Origin of the sequence: Micromonospora sp. WMMD712, from assembly GCF_029581295.1 — a bacterium.
Lineage (GTDB): Bacteria > Actinomycetota > Actinomycetes > Mycobacteriales > Micromonosporaceae > Micromonospora > Micromonospora carbonacea.
Genome location: NZ_CP120743.1, coordinates 6,914,368 through 6,927,228 on the forward strand (window position 1 = coordinate 6,914,368; position 12,861 = coordinate 6,927,228).

Annotated in this window: 14 protein-coding genes and 1 tRNA gene; 7 read left to right on the forward strand and 8 right to left on the reverse strand. The window is 75.5% G+C overall.

Features of this window, described 5'->3' with window-relative positions; translation table 11 throughout:
- Positions 1 to 56 precede the first annotated feature (56 nt).
- Entirely contained in the window at positions 57 to 2,273 is a 2,217-nt protein-coding gene (locus O7633_RS29910) for an ATP-binding domain-containing protein (RefSeq protein WP_282328683.1), read from the reverse strand.
- Positions 2,274 to 2,517: 244 nt separating this feature from the next.
- Between O7633_RS29910 and O7633_RS29915 the strand changes: the two genes are divergently transcribed.
- Positions 2,518 to 3,144, forward strand: a complete 627-nt coding sequence (locus O7633_RS29915; protein WP_278133361.1) for an SGNH/GDSL hydrolase family protein — start codon at positions 2,518 to 2,520, stop codon at positions 3,142 to 3,144.
- A gap of 73 nt (positions 3,145 to 3,217) precedes the next feature.
- Here the strand turns inward: O7633_RS29915 and O7633_RS29920 are convergent, their stop codons facing one another.
- The gene (locus O7633_RS29920) at positions 3,218 to 5,077 is read right to left on the reverse strand and encodes a tetratricopeptide repeat protein (RefSeq protein WP_282324766.1); all 1,860 of its coding nucleotides are present in this window, start codon (positions 5,075 to 5,077) and stop codon (positions 3,218 to 3,220) included.
- A 71-nt stretch (positions 5,078 to 5,148) separates the two neighbouring features.
- Positions 5,149 to 5,607: a MarR family transcriptional regulator gene (locus O7633_RS29925; protein ID WP_074479201.1), complete on the reverse strand. Its 459-nt coding sequence runs from the start codon at positions 5,605 to 5,607 to the stop codon at positions 5,149 to 5,151.
- 49 nt (positions 5,608 to 5,656) lie between these two features.
- On the opposite strand from O7633_RS29925, the gene O7633_RS29930 reads away from it, so the two are divergent.
- On the forward strand, positions 5,657 to 6,178 hold the full coding sequence (locus O7633_RS29930) for a VOC family protein (protein WP_282324767.1): 522 nt from the start codon (positions 5,657 to 5,659) through the stop codon (positions 6,176 to 6,178).
- A gap of 61 nt (positions 6,179 to 6,239) precedes the next feature.
- Positions 6,240 to 7,175: a hypothetical protein gene (locus O7633_RS29935; protein WP_282324768.1), complete on the forward strand. Its 936-nt coding sequence runs from the start codon at positions 6,240 to 6,242 to the stop codon at positions 7,173 to 7,175.
- Here O7633_RS29935 and O7633_RS29940 read toward each other — a convergent pair.
- Positions 7,141 to 7,686 carry a potassium channel family protein gene (locus O7633_RS29940; protein ID WP_178064019.1) on the reverse strand — a complete coding sequence of 182 codons (546 nt, stop codon included), beginning with the start codon at positions 7,684 to 7,686 and terminating at the stop codon, positions 7,141 to 7,143. The genes O7633_RS29935 and O7633_RS29940 overlap by 35 nt on opposite strands.
- Positions 7,687 to 7,820: 134 nt before the next feature.
- Positions 7,821 to 8,000, reverse strand: coding sequence for a DUF4236 domain-containing protein (locus tag O7633_RS29945; protein ID WP_007075522.1), 180 nt, complete (start codon positions 7,998 to 8,000; stop codon positions 7,821 to 7,823).
- 324 nt (positions 8,001 to 8,324) lie between these two features.
- Here O7633_RS29945 and O7633_RS29950 point away from each other — a divergent pair, with 324 nt between their 5' ends.
- The gene (locus O7633_RS29950) at positions 8,325 to 8,849 is read left to right on the forward strand and encodes a flavin reductase family protein (protein WP_348776348.1); all 525 of its coding nucleotides are present in this window, start codon (positions 8,325 to 8,327) and stop codon (positions 8,847 to 8,849) included.
- Between the two features lie 124 nt (positions 8,850 to 8,973).
- Here O7633_RS29950 and O7633_RS29955 read toward each other — a convergent pair whose 3' ends face one another.
- Both O7633_RS29955 and O7633_RS29960 read right to left on the reverse strand, forming a co-directional pair.
- On the reverse strand, positions 8,974 to 9,429 hold the full coding sequence (locus O7633_RS29955; protein ID WP_043962626.1) for an Rrf2 family transcriptional regulator: 456 nt from the start codon (positions 9,427 to 9,429) through the stop codon (positions 8,974 to 8,976).
- 21 nt (positions 9,430 to 9,450) lie between these two features.
- Positions 9,451 to 10,347: a helix-turn-helix transcriptional regulator gene (locus O7633_RS29960; RefSeq protein ID WP_282324770.1), complete on the reverse strand. Its 897-nt coding sequence runs from the start codon at positions 10,345 to 10,347 to the stop codon at positions 9,451 to 9,453.
- A 202-nt stretch (positions 10,348 to 10,549) separates the two neighbouring features.
- Between O7633_RS29960 and O7633_RS29965 the strand changes: the two genes are divergently transcribed.
- Entirely contained in the window at positions 10,550 to 11,326 is a 777-nt protein-coding gene (locus tag O7633_RS29965) for a RhlG family 3-oxoacyl-ACP reductase (RefSeq protein ID WP_282324772.1), read from the forward strand.
- An 88-nt stretch (positions 11,327 to 11,414) separates the two neighbouring features.
- On the opposite strand, the gene O7633_RS29970 is transcribed toward O7633_RS29965, so the two are convergent.
- A complete protein-coding gene (locus O7633_RS29970) occupies positions 11,415 to 11,846 on the reverse strand; it encodes an SsgA family sporulation/cell division regulator (RefSeq protein ID WP_007075525.1) in 432 nt (143 codons plus the stop codon).
- A 275-nt stretch (positions 11,847 to 12,121) separates the two neighbouring features.
- On the opposite strand from O7633_RS29970, the gene O7633_RS29975 reads away from it, so the two are divergent.
- On the forward strand, positions 12,122 to 12,697 hold the full coding sequence (locus tag O7633_RS29975) for a TIGR02611 family protein (protein ID WP_178064022.1): 576 nt from the start codon (positions 12,122 to 12,124) through the stop codon (positions 12,695 to 12,697).
- 50 nt (positions 12,698 to 12,747) lie between these two features.
- Positions 12,748 to 12,819: transfer RNA gene (locus O7633_RS29980), tRNA-Val, on the forward strand.
- Positions 12,820 to 12,861 lie beyond the last annotated feature (42 nt).

A 12,861-nucleotide genomic window follows, 5' to 3' on the forward strand; every position in this document is an offset into this window, starting at 1 on the left:
ACGGTTGCCGTCCACAGCAGACGGCAACCGTCCAGGATTCCGGTAGCCGGGGCGGGTCAGGTGGGGCGGAGGACGCCGAGGCGCTGGGTGGCGCGGGTCAGCGCGACGTAGAGGTCGCTGTGCCCGCGCGGCGACTCCGCGACGATCCCGTCCGGGTCGACCACCAGGACGGTGTCGAACTCCAGCCCCTTGGCCTGGGCCACCGTCAGCAGCACCACCCGGCTCTCCAACTCCGGGTGGTCGCCGACGGCCGCCTCGGGCAGGGCCGCCAGCAGCGCCGCGCCCAGCGCGTCGACCCGGCCGGCGGGCACGATCACCCCGAGCCGCCCGTCGGTCAGGTCGGCCGCCTCGGCGACGGCGGCGTCGGCCAGCTCGCCGGCCAGCCGGCCCCCGTCGACCGCGCGTTCCCACGGCGGCACCCCGCTGCGCCGCACCGAGCGGGGCGGGCGCAGGTGCGGGTCGATCTCGGCCAGCACCCCGGCCGCCACCGACATGATCTCGGCGGGGGTGCGGTAGCTGACCGTCAGCTCCTCCAGCCGCCACCGCTGCGCCACGTACGGCTCCAGCGCCTCGCCCCACGACGGGGTGCCGGCGAGCGCGCCGGTCTGCGCCACGTCCCCGACGATCGTCATGGACCGGCTGGGACAGCGGCGCATCAGCAGCCGCCAGGCCATCGGCGACAGCTCCTGCGCCTCGTCGACGATGACGTGCCCGAACGCCCAGCTCCGGTCGGCGGCGGCCCGCTGGGCGGTGGTCAGCCCGTCGCTGGACTCCTGCCGCTCCAGCAGCCGGTCGGCGTCCAGCAGGTCGGCCACCCCGAGGATCTCGCCGCCCTCCGCCTCGTCCTCCACGTCGATCGACCGGGAGCCCCGGGCGATCTCCAGCACGCCCTCGGCGTACTCGCGTTGCAGGGCGCGCAGGCGGGCCCGGCGGGCCTCGGCGGCCCGGTCGTCCTCGCCGAGCAGCTCGGCGGCCTCGTCCAGCAGCGGCACGTCTGCCGGCGTCCAGCCGCCCGGCTCGCGGCGCAGCGCCGCCCGGTCGGCGTCGGTCCAGCCGGGCGTGGCGGCGGCGATGCGGTCCGGGTCGGCGTACAGGTCGGCGAGCAGGCGCTGCGGGGTGAGCACCGGCCAGAGCTGGTCCAGCGCGGCCCGCACCCCTGGCTCCTCGCGCAGCTCCCGGCGGATCTCCGCGACGTCGGCCTCCTCCAGGAGGTTGGCCCCGCCGAGCGGGTCCGCGCCGATGCGCTCGGCGACCTGGGCGGCGAGGGCGTGCACGACCTCGACGTCGAAGACCGCGCGGGCCAGGTTGTGCGGCCGCCCGGAGCGGCGGGCCCGGTCCCGGGCGGTCCGCACGGTCTCCGGGGCCAGCGGCAGCACCTCCCGCTCGACCTCGATCTCCAGCGGCTCGTCGGGCACCCACTGCCGGTCCCGCACGGCCGCGGCCAGCACCTGCGTCATCTCCGCCCGGCCCTTGAGCGCCGCCGTGGCCGCCGGCTCCGCCCGGCGGGCGCTGACGCCGGGGAACAGGTCCCCGGGGGTACGCAGCAGCACGCCCGTCTCGGCCAGCGCCGGCAGCACCTGGGAGATGTAGCGCAGGAACGTCTCGTTCGGGCCGACCAGCAGCACGCCCCGGGTGGCCAGCTCCCGCCGGTGGGTGTAGAGCAGGTACGCCGCCCGGTGCAGGGCGACGGCGGTCTTGCCGGTGCCGGGGCCGCCCTGCACGACCAGGGTCCCGGGCAGGTCGGCGCGGATGATCCGGTCCTGCTCGGCCTGGATCGTCTCGACGATGTCGCGCATCCGGCCGGTGCGCCCGGCGTTGAGCGCGGCGAGCAGGGACGCCTCGCCGGTCAGCTCCTCGTGGGCGGTGGGGGAGGCGGTGGCGAGGTCGAGCACCTCGTCGTTGAGGGCGACCACCTTCCGCTGCCGGGTACGCAGGTGCCGGCGTCGCCGCACGCCCTGCGGGTTGGCGGCGGTGGCCAGGTAGAAGGCGCGGGCGGCCGGGGCCCGCCAGTCCATCAGCAACGGGTCGTAGTCGCCGCTGGTGTCGAAGATCCCGATCCGGCCGATGTAGCGGCGGGCGTCGTCGTCGGTGTCCAGCCGGCCGAAGCACAGCCCGTTCTCCACGGCGGAGTACTGCTCGACCTGCTCGGCGTACATCTTCACGGCGCTGTCGCGCTGGGACCGGGCCTGCTGGGTGCCGCCGCCGGCGCGGAGCTGTTCGGCGAGCCGCCGGGCGGACTGTTCCCGCAGGCCGTCCAGCCGGTCGTAGAGCATGGAGACGTATTCCTGCTCGTGGCCGATCTCGTCGGCGTGCCCGTTCTGGTCGTCGTTGCGCAGCTCGTCGGGACCCGCGGAGTGCCTTGACAAGCCTTCTCCCTAATAATTAGAATTGCGTCAGGAACGGCATTCTGCACGCCGTTCCTTTTTTGTGCCTGAATTGCCAAAGATACCGCGCGGCGACCCCCCGGCCAAGCGATCGGGGCGGCGCTGCGCCACGGGTCGGGACGGAGTCGCGCGCATGCTGCTGGGTGCCGGTCAACGGGTCGTGTTCATCGGGGACAGCATCACCGACTGCGGCCGGCGCGACCACGCCGCCCCCTACGGCGACGGCTACCTGAGCCTGGTCCGCGCGTTCGTCGACGCCCGCTACCCGGAGCGCGAGCTGACCTGGGTCAACCGGGGCGTCGGCGGCGACACGGTGCGCGACCTCGCCGCCCGCTGGGACGCCGACGCCATCGCCGAGCGCCCCGACTGGCTCTGCGTGATGGTCGGCATCAACGACATCTGGCGCGCGTTCAGCCCCGGCCAGGAGGCCGAGGCCGTGCCGATCGACGAATACGAGCGCACCCTGCGCGCGCTGCTGCGCCGCGCCGTGACCGCCACCGGTTGCCGGCTGGTGCTGGCCGACCCGTTCCTCATCGAGGCCGACGTCGACGAGCCGCAGCGCGCCGAGACCGATCGCTACGCGGCGGTGGTGGCCGCCGTCGCCAAGGACTTCGAGGCCGTGCACGTCGCCACCCAGGCGGCCTTCGACCGGGTGCTGGCGCACAGCCCGTCGAGCCGCTGGGCCGACGACCGGGTCCACCCGGGACTGCCGGGCCACGCGGTGATCGCGGACGCCTTCCTGGCCGCCTTCGACGCCTGACCCGGCCCGACCCGCTGCCCCGACCCGCTGACCCAGCCTGACCCGCTGCCCCGGTCCCGGCCGGGGCGGGCGGTCAGCGGCGGCTGGTGCAGACCTGACGGCTGCGGCCGACCGTCTCCGCCGACCACACCACCGCCACCGTGAAGCAGTAGTCGTCGGCGCGGTCCAGCCCGTACACGAGGAAGCTCGTGGTGCCCGCCGGCAGCGTCTCGAACGCGTTCGGCTGCCGCCCGGAGGGCGCACCGGCGAGCACGACGGGCCCGCTGGCCCCGGCCGGGTACGTCCAGCGCAGCGCGATGTTCTCCCGGTTGTCCCGCAGGCTCACCCCGCCCGGCGGGCTGCCGGGGGAGGCGGCGGCCCGGGGGCTGGCCGACCGGCTGCCGGACGGCTTCGCGCCGGGGGACCGGCCCGAGGGTCCCGCGCCGGACGGGTCGGGCTCCGGCGGGGGGCTCGCCGAGGGCGACGGGCCGGGCGCGGGATCCGTGCCGCCGACCCGGGCCACCCCGGCCACCACCGCCGCCGTGCCCAGCACCACCACGGTCACCCCGGCGAGCACCACGAGGGGGGTCAGCCGGCGCGGCGGGGGCGCGGGCGGGCGGGGGACCAGCACGGGGAGCAGCCGGGCGCGGTCCTGCGCGGGCGGGGGCGGGCCCACGGCGCGTACCCCGGCGGCGGGGGCGTCGACGCCCATGCCGGCGAGGCCGAGCACCGCGGGCGGCACCGGGCCCTCCGCCGGCCGGGGCTCCTGCGGCCACCGGTCGTCCCGCTCGGCCGGCCACCGGTCGTCCCGCTCGGCGTGGGCCGGCCCCGGATCGGCGTACGCCGGCTCGGGGCGGGCGTGCTGCCGGATCCACGGGTCGTCGTCGGCCCAGGGCCGGCCCTCCCCGCCCGCCCGGCGGTCGTCGTCCGGGGGGAGCCGGGGGGCGGGCACCACGGGCGGGGCGGGCTGCTCCTGCGCCGGCCACTCCTGCTCCTGCGCGGGCCACTCTTGTTCCGCCGGCCACTCCTGTTCCGTCGGCCACGCCGACCGGTACGCCGGGACGTCGTCGTCGGCCGGGTGGGGCTCGTCGTAGGACGGCCACGTGGCGCTGGGGCGGGGCTCCTCGGGGGGCGGCCACGCCGGCTCGTACGTCGGGGGGCCTTCGGCGGCCGTCGCCTCGCGGGCCGCCGGCACCGTGGGCGCGACGGGCGGCTCGGGCTCGGCGGTCGGCGCCTCCCGCTCGACGACGGGCGCGCGCCCGCAGACGTGGCCGGGGTTGGCCGCCGCCCGGGCCAGCGCCGACACCTGCGCGGCGAGGGGGTCGTCGGCGGCGAGGTGCTGCCGGCACAGCTCCCGGGCCAGGGCCAGGGTGTCGTGGGAGTCGGCGAACTCCCCGCAGTCGCGCTGCATCGAGCCGAGCCGGGCCAGCATCTTGATGCCGCTGGGGTGCCCGTCGCCGTAGACCTCGCGGTGCAGCTCCCAGGCGTCCTGGAGGCGCTCGCGGGCCACCTCGCACTGACCCCGCGCGTATTCCACAGTGGCCAGGTCGGCGTGCGCGGCCAGCACCCGCAGCGACTCGGGCCCGTCGGACGCGGTCAGCTCGATGATGACGTCGGAGTAGAGCCGGGCGGCGCGGGCGTAGCTGCCGACCCGGTGCAGCACCGCCGCGAGGGTGGCCGCCGCCGCCACGGTGCGCGGGTCGTCGCGGCCGTGCAGCCGGGTCGCCGCCGCGTACGCGAAGGCGGCCCAGCCGCGCGCGGAGTGCGGCTCGCCCAGCGCGACCAGGACGCGGGCCTGGAGGCCGGCGGCCTCGGCCAGCTCGGGCGAGGCGTGGTCGGGGCGGGGGTCGGCGTCGCGCAGCGCATCGGAGAGCAACTGTTGCGCGCCGGCCAGGTCGCCGGCGGACACCAGCTGGTGCGCCTGGCCGGTCAATTCACCGAAGGCGGGGGACACGCCCCATCGTGGCCGCACCGCGACAATAAGTACAACCCCCCGAGGATCGCGATTCGGTCATCATCCGGTCATCATCCGGTCAGGTGGTCCAGCATCGTCTCGCTGATGCGGCGCAGTTGGTCGACCTGGGCGGGGCTGAGCGCGTCGAAGAGGTGCCGGCGCACCCCCTCGACGTGGCCGGGCGCGGCGGCGGCCAGCGTGGCGAACCCGGCGTCGGTGAGCACGGCGATCTGCCCGCGCCGGTCGGTGGGGCAGTCCTCGCGCCGGATCCAGCCGGACGCCTCCAGCCGCGCGGCGGCGTGCGAGAGCCGGCTGCGGGAGGAGCCGGTGGCGTCGGCCAGCTCGCTCATCCGCAGCCGCCGGTCGGGGGCCTCGGAGAGCCGGACCAGGATCTCGTAGTAGGCGTGCGGCATGCCGGCGTCGCGTTGCAGCTCGCGGTCGAGCTTCTCCATCAGCGCCCGCGAGGCGGCCAGGTACGCCCGCCAGGTGCGTTGCTCGTCGGGGTTCAGCCAGCGGGTCATGACCACCATCATAGTGGTATTTGTTGAACGCTCAACTAAACCGCGCTACGGTGGGGTCATGGGAATCCACCGCCTCAACCACGCCGTCCTCTACGTCGGCGACCTGGAGCGCAGCGTCGCCTTCTACCGCGACGTCCTCGGCTTCCGGGCCATCCCGATGACCCCGGACGGGTTCCGGGGCGCGGCCTTCCTCCAGGCCCCCGGCTCCACCAACGACCACGACCTCGGCCTGTTCGAGATCGGCCGGGCCGCCGGGCGCTCCACCGCCGGCCGGGCCACCGTCGGCCTCTACCACCTGGCCTGGGAGGTCGACACCCTCGACGAGCTGGCCGTCACCGCCCAGCGGCTCGCCGCCGCCGGCGCCCTGGCCGGCAGCTCCGACCACGGCACCACCAAGAGCCTCTACGGCAAGGACCCCGACGGGCTGGAGTTCGAGATCGTCTGGCTGGTGCCGGCCGACCTCCTCGACGACGCCGCGCTCACCGCCCGCAAGCGGATCGGCCGCCTCGACCTCGACCGCGAGCGGCAGCGCTACGGCGGGCAGACCCAGGGCGGCGTCGGGATCTCCGTCCCGGCCTGACGGTCGCGCAGACCCGGGGATCGCCGCGCACCGGCGGCGGACGGTGCGGTAGAACGGCAGGATGCCGACCGACGCCGTCCTCCGCGAGCTGCTCGTCCGACAGCTCGACGCCTGGTTGCCCGCAGCGCTGCACCGCTCGCGGCGGGCCACCCTCGCCCTGGCGTACGCCGGGACCGACGCCGGTGGCGCGGACGCCGCGCTGCGGGTGGTGGGGGAGCACGCCGACCGGCTGCGCGGGTTCCGGCTGACCGTCCTGGTGCTCGCCGCCGGCGACGAGACCCTCCCGGCCCGCCTGGGCGCGGTCGAGGCGACGCTGCCCGCCGAGGTGGCCGTGCACGTGGTGCCCGGCGACCCGGCGCGGCTGCCTGTCGCCCTGAAGGCGGCCGGTGCGGCCGGCGCGCCGCTGCTGACCCTGGCCCACGGCGCGGCACCGACGCCGGCGCTGCTGGCCGCCGCCCGCTCCGGCCGCCCGGCCGACCTGCTGCTGGCGACCGCGCCCGGCGCGCCCCTGCGCCCGGCGCTGGACGCCGCCGGCTTCCCGCTGGTGGCCGAGGTCGACCTGCTGGCCGACCCGGTGCCCGCGGGTCGGGGCGAGGCGGGCTCCCGCGACGACGCGGGGCTGCGGCTGGCGTTCGCGACCGGGTCGGACCGCAGCCTCCAGGCGTTCAAGGACGCCCTGTGGGCCGTCGACGGGCCCGCCGGCGTCCGTTACCGCGACCCGGCCGACCCGCAGGGGCGGGCCGTCGACGTCGCGCCGGAGGCGGACCCGGGCCCGCTGGCCCACGAGCTCCTCGCCGAGCTGGCCCGCCGTGGCCCCCGCACGGTGACCGAGCTGCGCCGGTTCGCCCTCACCGCGACCCTCTACCGGGCGGCCGACGCCACCCGGGCGCTGGCCGGCCTGCTCGACGGGGGCGCGGTGGCCCGCGACCCGGAGCACGGCAGGCTCGGCGGGGACGTGCTGATCAGCGCCGCCGGGCCTGGCGGGCCAACTGCCTGACCACGATGGACACCCCCGTGGTGACCACGCCGATGGTGAAGACCATCTGCACGCAGACCGCGACCCGGGCGAACTGGCCCTGCGCGTGCACGTCGCCGTAACCGACGGTGGTGAGGGTGGCCAGCGTGAAGTAGAGCGCGTCGATCCGGGTGGTCAGGTTGACGAACTCGCCCGGGGCGCTGCGGGCGATCACGTAGTCGGCGAGGGCGAACGCGAGCAGGCCGCCGATCAGGGCGACCGCGAGTTGCAGCAGCGAGCGGACCTGCACCTGCTCGGGGTCGTCGGCCACCGCGAGCTGCCGGCGCACCAGGCGGGTGACCAGCCACGCGTCGGCGGCCACCAGCGCGACCGTGGCGACGCTGCGCGCGGCCAGCCGCAGCCCGTTCGGGTCCTGCTCGACCGGCACCAGGAAGTAGGCCACCAGCAGCAGCAGGGCCGCCAGCGTCGCCACCCGGCGCTGACGCCTCGGCGACCCTTCCCCCGTGCGCCCCGGCGCCCCGTCCCCCGTCATGCGGCGATTCTCCGCCGCCCTCCCGGGTCCCGGCGGAGAATCGGCCAACCCGGCCCGCCGGCCGCGCGGGCCCGCCGATGGAACGCAAAGCGGGGCGCCGGTGGGTCACCGGCGCCCCGTTCCACCCCGGGACGTCACGCCCGGGACTTGTCCTGCTTCCACGACAGCGGGCCGGGCAGGTCGACGCGGTGCGCCTTGGCGCGGGAGTTCCACGACCAGCGACCGATCTTGATGCTCCAGGAGGAGAACCCGTTCTCGGTGAAGTTCAGGATGATCGGGCCGTACTTCTTGCGCTTGCGGAACATCAGACCCATCGCGGGCTCCCTTCGTGACCATTCCCTGCCGTGTCGGACTGGAACATGCCCGCAACGCCGATCCGGGAAACCCACGTCCGTCCGCACCGGACACCGCCGGGGCGCACCGGCCGGCAACGCATACTCAACAGATATGATTTCGGATCTTGTTTAGGCTGCGTGAAACGGATTCATGAGCTACGTGCTGCGGAAATCTCATTTGATGGAAGGGGCGTTGACCGGCCGTCGGCGGCGGCGGCACCATGGGGTCATGGCGCACCGGGACGAGCTCCTCCGCGAGCGGACAGACCGGCGGCCCCCCGCGCGGCGGCCGGCGTGACCACCATGGACGGGCGCGGGGCCACCGAGCTGCGCCCCATCGACACCGACCTGCTCGACGCTCTGCTGCACCCGCAGGCGGCCACGGTCGCCGTGGTCACCACGCCCGGCCGCCCCGCCGGCCGGGGCCGACCGGCGCTGCCCCCGGCCGGGTTCCCGGCGGCCTCGTTCGCCGCCGTGTCGCTGGAGCCGCCGCTGGTCTCGTTCTGCCTCGCCTCGGCGACGGTGAGTTGGCCCGCCGTCGCGCGCGCCGAGCACGTGGCCGTGCACCTGTTCGCCGCCGGTCAGCAGGGCGCGGCCCGCGCCCTCGCCACCGGCCGCCCCGACCGGTTCGCCGCGGGCCCCGGCTGGTCACCCGGCCCGTTCGGGGTGCCGCTGGTCGACGGCGCGCTCGCGGTGCTGCTCTGCCGTGTGGCGCACCGGGTGCCGGCGGGCGACCACGCCGTCGTCATCGCCGCGCCGCTGGCCCTCGGGGGCGGGCGGCACGGCGCTTCGTCGGCGCGCGACCGGGGCGCGTTCAGCGCGGCCTGACCCCGCCGGGGCGCGGGTTCGGGGTCGCGGCGCGTCAGCGGCGGGGTGCGTCGTGGTGTGCCAGCGGCGCACCGGCGGTGCGCCAGCCCGGTGCGCCTTCAGCGCGGCCCGGCCCCGCCGGGGGTCAGCGGGGCTCCCACGCGTCGGGGCGGGCGATCAGCCGCCGCACGTGCCCCGGCAGCCGCCCGCTGGCCATCTCCGCCAGGCTCACCTCGTCGACCACCTGCCGCACCGCCGCCCGCACGGCCACCCAGAGCCGGGGCAGGTTCTCCGCCGCCCCGTCATAGCTGGTCTCCTCGGGGCGCATGCCCCGCACCCCGGCGAGCGGGCCGTCGACCGCGCGCAGGATCGCCCCTATCGTGATCTCCTTCGGTGGCCGGGCCAGCGTGTAGCCGCCCTCGGCGCCCCGCTGGGCCCGGACCAGCCCGGCCCGGCGCAGGTCCGCCAGGACCGCCTCCAGGAACTTGCGGGGCATGTCCTGCTCCGCCGCGATGGCCTGGGTCGACAGCAGGGAAGGGTACGCGGTGGCCAGGCTCAGGGCCGCCCGTACCGCATAGTCGCCGCGCGCGGAGATCTGCACCCACTCATCATGCCCGCCCTGTCACCCCCGCCGGGCCGGTGGGCGGCCGTTACCGGGCGGACCGCCCCGCGCCGACCGGAACGCGCCCGGGCTCAGGCCCACCTCCCGGGTGAAGAACCGGCCGAAGTTGGTCGGCTCCGGGAAGCCGAGCCGGCGACCGATCCGGGCGATCGGTTCGTCGGTCGCGGCGAGCAGCCGGCTGGCCTCCAGCGCCACCCGGTCGTCGATGACCTGCTTCGCGCTGCGCCCGGTCGCCGCCAGGCAGGCCCGGGTGAGGGTACGCACCGAGCAGCCGATCCGGGCCGCGTAGTCCTCCACCCGCCGGGTGTGCGGGTAGCCGCGCTCGACCTCGTGGCGGAGCCGGCGGAACGTGGCATTCTCGCTGCGCTGCCCGCCCCCGGGGGCGTCCGCGTCCGGCGGGGCCGGCGGCAGCAGCGCGAGCCGCAGCAGCAGCACGGCGAGCTGGTGGCGCAGCAGCGCGCGGGCGGCGGGCACGTCCGGCTGTCGCCGGCAGTCCGTCACCAACTGGGCCACCTCGGCGCGCACCACGTCGGCGTCGTCGCCGACGAGCTGCCGGAATGCGGGCACGTCGTCGGCGGCGTCGACGTCGAGGCCCCGCAGGGCGCGGGCCGTCCAGCGCACCACCACGGCGTCGAGCCGCGCGCCCTCGCACCGCAGCGCCTGGCCGGGGCGGAGGCGCAGCAGCGTGCCGGTGCGGCAGGGCAGCGGCCGGAAGTCCAGCTCGGCGGTGCCGTGGCCGCCGGTGACGAGGGCGACCAGGTCCGCGTCGAGCAGGACCGGGCGTCGCCAGTCGGCGTCCCCGGCGAGGTCGCCGAGGGCGAGCGTCGTGATGTCGTCGGGTCGGGGTGAGGCGGCGTCGGCGCGGGACGCCGGGGAAGGCTGACCGGAGGGGATCATCGCCTGCGACGGTATCCCGCGCGCGGGACGGTCGCATCCCGACGGGACTGTCAGCGTCGCCACCTGGCCCTGCGGCGCGCCCCGGCGTGGCGTCCGGCGGGACGGTGGCTTGTCGGGGTGCGGCCGGCGGGCTACGTTACCGATCGGTAGTGCCCGGGTCCGGCGGGTGCCCGGCGGCCCGCCGAACAGCGAGGGGATGGGCATGACAGATCTGTTCTCGGTCGAAGGCAAGACGGTCCTGGTCACCGGCGGCTCGCGGGGGATCGGGCTGATGATTGCCCGGGGCTTCGTGCGGGCCGGCGCGCACGTGGTCATCTCGTCCCGCAAGGCCGACGTGTGCGAGGCCGTCGCCAAGGAGCTCTCGGCCGAGGGTCGCTGCGAGGCGATCCCCGCCGACCTCAGCCGCGACGAGGGCGCGCTCGGGCTGGCCGAAGCGGTGCGTGAGCGGACGGACCGGCTCGACGTGCTGGTCAACAACGCCGGGGCGACCTGGGGCGCGCCGCTGGAGGCGTACCCGGAGAGCGCCTTCGACAAGCTGTGGGCCGTCAACGTCAAGGCCGTCTTCCGGCTCACCACCGCCCTGCTGCCCGAGCTGCGGGCGGCGGCGAGCGCCGACGACCCCGCCCGCGTGATCAACATCGGCTCGATCGACGGGATCCGGGTGCCGTGGCTGGAGGTCTACGCGTACTCGGCGACGAAGGCGGCCGTGCACATGCTCACCCGCAGCCTCGCCCACCAGCTCGCCGGCGAGCACATTACCGTCAACGCGATCGCGCCCGGCCCGTTCGAGAGCAAGATGATGGCGTTCGCGCTGGACGACCCGGAGGCGCGGTCGGCCATCGAGAAGCAGGTGCCGCTGGGCCGCATCGGCCGCCCCGACGACATGGCGGGCGCGGCCATCTACCTGGCGTCGCGGGCCGGGGCCTACCTGACCGGCGCGGTCATCCCCGTCGACGGCGGGGTCACGACGCACGGCTGAACGCGTAGCGCGTACCCGTGGTCGGTGACAGCCCGGGGCCGCGCGGACTCGGCAGATCCGCGCGGCCCCGGGTGCGGGTGCGGCGTGGTCAGCGACCGGCGAGCAGCCGGGTCACCGCCGTGTCGACGTCCAGGTGGTCGGCCTCCCGGCCGCGCGGGACGACGACGTAGGTGCGCCGTAGGAAGCGCACCAGGACGCTGCGCGGCACCTCGAACAGGGCGTTGCCGTCCGGGGACGACAGCGCCAGCGCGACGAAGTCCCCGCGCGGGGTGGCCCACGGCCAGACCCGCACGTCGCCGATGCCGGCCGGCTCGTCGAGACCGGTGACCAGCAGCTCGCGGGCGAACGACCAGCTCACCGCCTCGCCGCCGGCCGATTCGGCATGGAACAGGACATGGACCGCATACGGGTCAGCAGGGTCGTAACGCAGGCTGGCACGCACCGGCAAGGCGGTGGCGTCAGGCGCGACGAGCCTTAGCGACGTCTCGACCTCTACGGTCGTCGGTCGGATGACACTCATGGACGTTCTCCCCCCGGCACCGCTGCGGAACGCGCGTGTCCCGCTTTCCCCATACTCAGGTGCTACCTCTGGCTACGCTCCGCCATACGCTGACTTCACCCTGTGGTGGGAAGAGGGTCGGAAACGCCGTTAGAATGTGAAAATTCTTGTACGATATCCGGTTTTGCCCAATGCTTGATCCCGCCCGGCGTCGGGGTTGGTTCAGACGTCGACTTACTCCGGTAACGTCCAGTGGTCCGATGGAGTGACGGGCCGCAGCGACACTGGGGGACGAAATGACCACGAACCGATCCTCAGTGGATGTCGCGGCCCGGTCCGGAAACCCGAACGGCGGGGTCCGGGCAGCCGAAAGGCGGGGGTACGCAGTGCCGAAGCAGCAACGTGGCCGGCGCGGCCCGGGAACACCCGGCGACGCGCCGACCGGGGGTGGGACAGCCGTCGCCGAACGGCGCGGCGGGCGCCTGCGGCAGCGGGTCGCCACCACCCTCGACCTGATCCGCGCCAACCCCACCGGCCGCGTCGCCCTCAAGATATTCATCGCCGTCGCCGGTGCGATCGTCGTCACCGTCGGCATCGCGCTCATCCCGCTGCCCGGCCCCGGCTGGCTGCTCGTCATCGCCGGGCTGGGCGTCTGGGCCGTCGAGTTCCACTGGGCCCGCCGGCTGCTCGCCTTCACCCGCCGGCACGTGCACGCCTGGACCCGGTGGGCCACCAGCCGGTCACTGCCCGTGCGCCTCGTCCTCGGGTCGGTGGGCCTCGTCTTCGTCGCCACGGTCGTCTGGCTGTCGCTCAAGTACAGCCTCGGCATCGACCTGGTGGCAGGGGTGCTGCACTACCTCGCGACGCACTGACCCCGGATTCGCGGTCCGGTCCCTCGATCAGGTAGAGTCATCGTCGCTGAGGGCGATTAGCTCAGCGGGAGAGCGCTTCGTTCACACCGAAGAGGTCACTGGTTCGATCCCAGTATCGCCCACACAGATCAAAGGCCACCTTCCATCGATGAAGGTGGCCTTTC